This window comes from Streptomyces novaecaesareae (assembly GCF_000716875.1).
Lineage (GTDB): Bacteria > Actinomycetota > Actinomycetes > Streptomycetales > Streptomycetaceae > Kitasatospora > Kitasatospora novaecaesareae.
Genome location: NZ_JNWQ01000164.1, coordinates 1 through 4,523, shown reverse-complemented (window position 1 = coordinate 4,523; position 4,523 = coordinate 1). Strand labels below are relative to the sequence as shown.

The following is a 4,523-nucleotide window of genomic DNA, read 5'->3' as shown; positions in this document are numbered from 1 at the left end:
GGTGTCGCCGCCGAGGCCCGCGATGCGGGTGCCCTCGATCGCGAGCCGGTCGCCCTCGACGACGCCGCCGGGCAGGACCAGGCGGGCGCCGGCCAGGGCGAGGGGGTGCGCAGTGGTCATCGGGCAGCCTCCGGAGTCGGGGTGAGCGGTTCTGAGCGATTCTGAGCAGATGATCACGCGGAGTGGCGCGTCGTAGGTTTCACTGCGGCCCTTCTGTTCAAGATTGATTGACTGGCCTATCTTTTGCTCAGATCCAATCATCTCAGTGCAGATCTGCGCAGGAGGATTGATGAGCCACGTCACCACCGAGATCGCCAGTCAGCCCGAATGCTGGTCCCGCGCCCTGGAGTCAAAGCCCGAAGGCCTCCCCGAACCGGGGGAGCGGGTGGCCGTCCTGGGCTGCGGCACCTCCCTCTACATCGCGCAGGCCTACGCGTCCCTGCGCGAGGAGGCCGGCCTCGGCGAGACCGACGCCTTCGCCGCGTCCGCCTTCCCCGAGACCCGCCGCTACGACCGGGTGCTCGCGATCACCCGCTCCGGGACCACCACCGAGGTCCTCACCGCCCTCGCCCGCACCCGTGCCCGTACCGGCGCCCGAACCGGCGCCCGTGCCGCGACGACCGCGATCACCGGCGACCTCGCCACCCCCGTCGCCACCGCGGCCGACACCGTCGTCGACCTCTCCTTCGCCGACGAGAAGTCGGTCGTGCAGACCCGCTTCGCCACCACCGCCCTGGCCCTGCTGCGCCACCACCTCGGCCTGGCCCCCGCCGAGCTGCCCGCCCAGGCGCGCACCGCCGTCCTCGACGAACTGCCCGAAGCCGCCCTGGCGGCAGAGCAGTTCACCTTCCTCGGCACCGGCTGGACGGTCGGCCTGGCCCACGAGGCGGCCCTCAAGCTCCGTGAGGCCTCCGGCAGTTGGACCGAGTCCTACCCGGCGATGGAGTACCGCCACGGCCCGATCAGCATCAGCGCACCCGGCCGCGTCGTCTGGTTCCTCGGCGCCCCGCCCGCCGGCCTGCCGGAGCAGGTCCGCGCCACCGGCGCCGCCGTCGTCACCTCCGACCTCGACCCGCAGGCCGAACTCGTCCGCGCCCAGCGCCTCGCGGTCGCCCTCGCCGAGCGACGCGGCCTGGACCCGGATCAGCCGCGCAACCTGACCCGCTCGATCATCCTCGACCAGCCGTGACCGTCATCGCCCTGGACATCGGCGGCACCGAACTCAAGGGTGCCGTCGTCGCGCAGGACGGCACGGTCGTCCGGACCGAGCGCCGGCCCACCCGGCCCACCCGGCCCGCGCGGCCCGCACAGCCCGCGCGGCCCACCGGGCCCGCACGCGGCGCCGGGGCCGTCATCGACACCGTGCTCGGCTTCGCCACCGAACTCGCGGACCTCGCCCGGCACGCCGGAACCCCGCCCCGGGCCGCCGGAGTCGTCGCACCCGGCCTGGTCGACGAGACCGCCGGCACGGTGGTCAGAGCGGTCAACCTGGATTGGCACGACGTCCCGATCCGCCACCGACTGGCCGAACACCTCGGCCTCCCGGTCGCGTTCGGCCACGACGTCCGGGCCGGCGGCCTCGCCGAGGCCCGCCTCGGCGCCGGCCGGGGCAGCGACTCCTTCGTCTTCGTCCCCGTCGGCACGGGCATCGCCGCGGCCCTCGTGACCGGCGGCCGCGCGGTGACCGGCGCGCGGGGGATCGCGGGCGAACTCGGCCACCTCGTCGTGCGGCCCGGCGGCGAGCGCTGCGCCTGCGGCGGCCGGGGATGCCTGGAGACGGTCGCCTCGGCCGCCGCGATCGCCCGCCGTCACGCCCGGCTCACCGGCTCGACCACCCTCGACGCCGAGGACGTGCACCGGCGCGCGGTCGCCGGTGAAGCCGCGGCCGGGCAGGTCTGGGCCGAGGCGGTCGAGGCACTCGCCGACGGCCTGGCCGCCACCGTCGCCCTGCTCGACCCGGAGCGGATCGTGATCGGCGGCGGCCTCGCCCGGGCCGGGGAGGACCTCCTCGCCCCACTGGCCGCGGCGCTCGCCGAGCGGCTCGCCTTCCGGGCCCCGCCCCGGCTGGTCGCCGCCGAACTCGGCCGCCGCGCGGGCTGCCTCGGCGCGGCCTTACTCGCCCAGGACCTGGCCGCCTCCGGCCTCGCGTCTTGGTCCGTGTCGGCCGGTGGCATGCCGTCGTCGGGAGGCGTGCCGTCGTCGGGAGGCGTGCCGTCGTCGGTGGGCGTGCCGTCGTCGGGAGGCGTGCCGTGATCCTCACCGTCACCCTCAACGCCGCCGTCGACGTGACCTACCGGCTCGACCGGGTGGCCCGCCACGGCAGCAACCGGATCGAGACCGTCACCGAACGGGCCGGCGGCAAGGGCGTCAACGTGGCCCGGGTGCTCGCCGCGCTCGGCCACGACACCGCCGTCACCGGCCTGGCCGGCGGCAGCACCGGGCAGGCCCTGCGCGCCGACCTCGCGGCCGCCGGGCTGCGGGACGAACTCGTCCCGATCGGGGGCACGACCAGGCGCACCGTCGCGGTGGTCGAGAACGCCAGCGGCGACGCGACCGTCTATCTGGAGCCCGGCCCGGCCGTCACCGCCGAGGAGTGGTCCGACTTCACCGTCCGGTACCGCCGGCTGCTGCGCACCGCCCGGGCGGTCGTGCTGTCCGGCTCGCTGCCCGTCGGCGTGCCCCCGGACGCCTACGGCCGCCTGGTGGCCCTCGCCACCGAGGTGGGGGTGCCCGCGGTCCTCGATGCCGAGGGGCCCGCCCTGCTCGCGAGCCTGGCCGCGGGCCCCGCGCTGGTCAAGCCCAATGCGGCCGAACTCGCCGCCACGGCAGGCCCGGTGGCCCCGCTCACCGGCGCCCGGAAGCTGCGTGCGGCCGGCGCCCGTGCCGTGGTGGTGTCCCTCGGCCCCGGCGGGCTGCTCGCCAGCACGCCGGAGGGGGACTGGCGAGCGCGGCCGCCCGAGGACGCACGCGGCAACCCGACCGGCGCCGGTGACTCGGCCGTGGCCGCGCTCACCGCCGGTCTGGTGGCAGGTACTCCGTGGCCGGAGCGGCTGGCCGAGGCGGTCGCGCTGTCCGCGGCGACCGTGCTCGCGCCGCTCGCCGGGAGCTTCGACCCGGCCGACCACCGGCGGCTGCTGCCGCTCGTCCGGGTCCGGCCGGTCCACCCGGCGGGACCTGACCCCGCCCGACCCTCCTCCTCCGGCCCGCAAGGAGAACCATGCCCCTCGTAGCCACCCGTTCGATCGTCGAGCCCGCCGTCCGGCGCCGGCACGGTGTCGGCGCCTTCAACGTCATCCAGCTGGAACACGCCGAGGCGATCGTCGCCGGGGCCGAGCGGTCCGGGGCCCCGGTGATCCTGCAGATCAGCGAGAACGCCGTGCGCTACCACGGCGCGCTCGCCCCGATCGGCCGGGCCGCGCTCGCCGTGGCCCGGGCCGCGACCGTGCCCGTCGCGCTGCACCTGGACCACGTGACGTCCCCGGAGCTGGTCCGCGAAGGGGTCGAACTCGGTGTCGGCTCCGTCATGTTCGACGCCTCCGCGCTCGACTACGAGGCGAACGTGCGGGCCACCGCGGGCGTCGTCGCGCACTGCCACGCGGAAGGCGTCTGGGTGGAGGCCGAACTCGGCGAGATCGGCGGCAAGGACGGCGTCCACGCCGCCGGCGCCCGTACCGATCCGGGGGAGGCGGCGGCCTTCGTGGCGAGCACCGGGGTGGACGCCCTCGCCGTGGCGGTGGGCAGTTCGCACGCCATGCTGACCCGGGACGCCGTCCTCGACCTGGACCTCGTCGCCGGGATCGCCGCCGCCGTCCCGGTCCCCCTGGTGCTGCACGGCTCCTCCGGCGTCGCCGACGACAACCTGGCGGCGGCCGTCCGGCACGGCATGACCAAGATCAACATAGCCACCCACCTCAACAAGGCCTTCACCGCCGCCGTCCGCACCTGCCTGCGCGAGGACGAGCACCTGGTGGACACCCGCCGCTACCTGGGCGCGGGCCGCACCGCCGTCACGGACGAGGTCGCCCGCCTGCTGGGGGTGCTCCGGGCGTCCTGACCCGGCGCCGTGTGATCTGACGGTCACCCCCCCGCGGATGTCGTCTCCAACGCCAACGCGGGGCGCCGGCTCCCGCTGGGTCGGGCTGGACATCAAGGCCCCCAACTACTGTGGGGAACAGCCGAACCGCACCTGTAGCGTCGCCGGACTGCGCGACAAGGCGCAGCGGCGGACCGCCGCCGGGATCCAGGTGCTCTACCTCAGGTGCGGAGTGTCGGAGTGCTCTGTGTCTCCGGGGTGACAGTTCAGACGGGATGCTGCTGGTTCTCGATGCAGTGCTTGACGACGGTCAGGGTGCCCCGCCACATGATCCTGCGAGGTAGGAGCCGGACCGGAAGTGTCCGCCCCACAGGTATCGGCGGACGTGGCTGTGAAGTTCCCCCACTGAGCTGGACAGCCTGATACTGGGACGGATGGTCCCGGAGGAAGCAGTCCAGGTAGTGAGTGGCAAGAGCAACATGAGCAAGCG

4 protein-coding genes and 1 pseudogene are annotated in these 4,523 nt (G+C 75.1%); 4 read left to right on the top strand and 1 reads right to left on the bottom strand.

The window, feature by feature from the left end:
• The first annotated feature begins 289 nt into the window (after positions 1 to 289).
• From OP86_RS32060 to OP86_RS32045, 4 genes are read left to right on the top strand one after another with little or no spacing between them, the layout of a single operon-like run.
• Complete coding sequence (locus tag OP86_RS32060) at positions 290 to 1,189, top strand: SIS domain-containing protein (RefSeq protein WP_030062638.1); 900 nt, start codon at positions 290 to 292, stop codon at positions 1,187 to 1,189.
• A complete protein-coding gene (locus OP86_RS32055; RefSeq protein ID WP_063832505.1) occupies positions 1,186 to 2,253 on the top strand; it encodes an ROK family protein in 1,068 nt (355 codons plus the stop codon). The genes OP86_RS32060 and OP86_RS32055 overlap by 4 nt, the downstream gene beginning before the upstream one ends.
• A complete protein-coding gene (locus OP86_RS32050) occupies positions 2,250 to 3,230 on the top strand; it encodes a 1-phosphofructokinase family hexose kinase (protein WP_051831154.1) in 981 nt (326 codons plus the stop codon). Before OP86_RS32055 ends, OP86_RS32050 begins: the two co-directional genes overlap by 4 nt.
• A complete protein-coding gene (locus OP86_RS32045; protein WP_030062642.1) occupies positions 3,218 to 4,054 on the top strand; it encodes a class II fructose-bisphosphate aldolase in 837 nt (278 codons plus the stop codon). The genes OP86_RS32050 and OP86_RS32045 overlap by 13 nt, the downstream gene beginning before the upstream one ends.
• A gap of 245 nt (positions 4,055 to 4,299) precedes the next feature.
• Here OP86_RS32045 and OP86_RS39295 read toward each other — a convergent pair.
• Positions 4,300 to 4,433: pseudogene (locus tag OP86_RS39295) on the bottom strand (IS200/IS605 family transposase); the annotation flags it as partial.
• Positions 4,434 to 4,523: the final 90 nt, after the last annotated feature.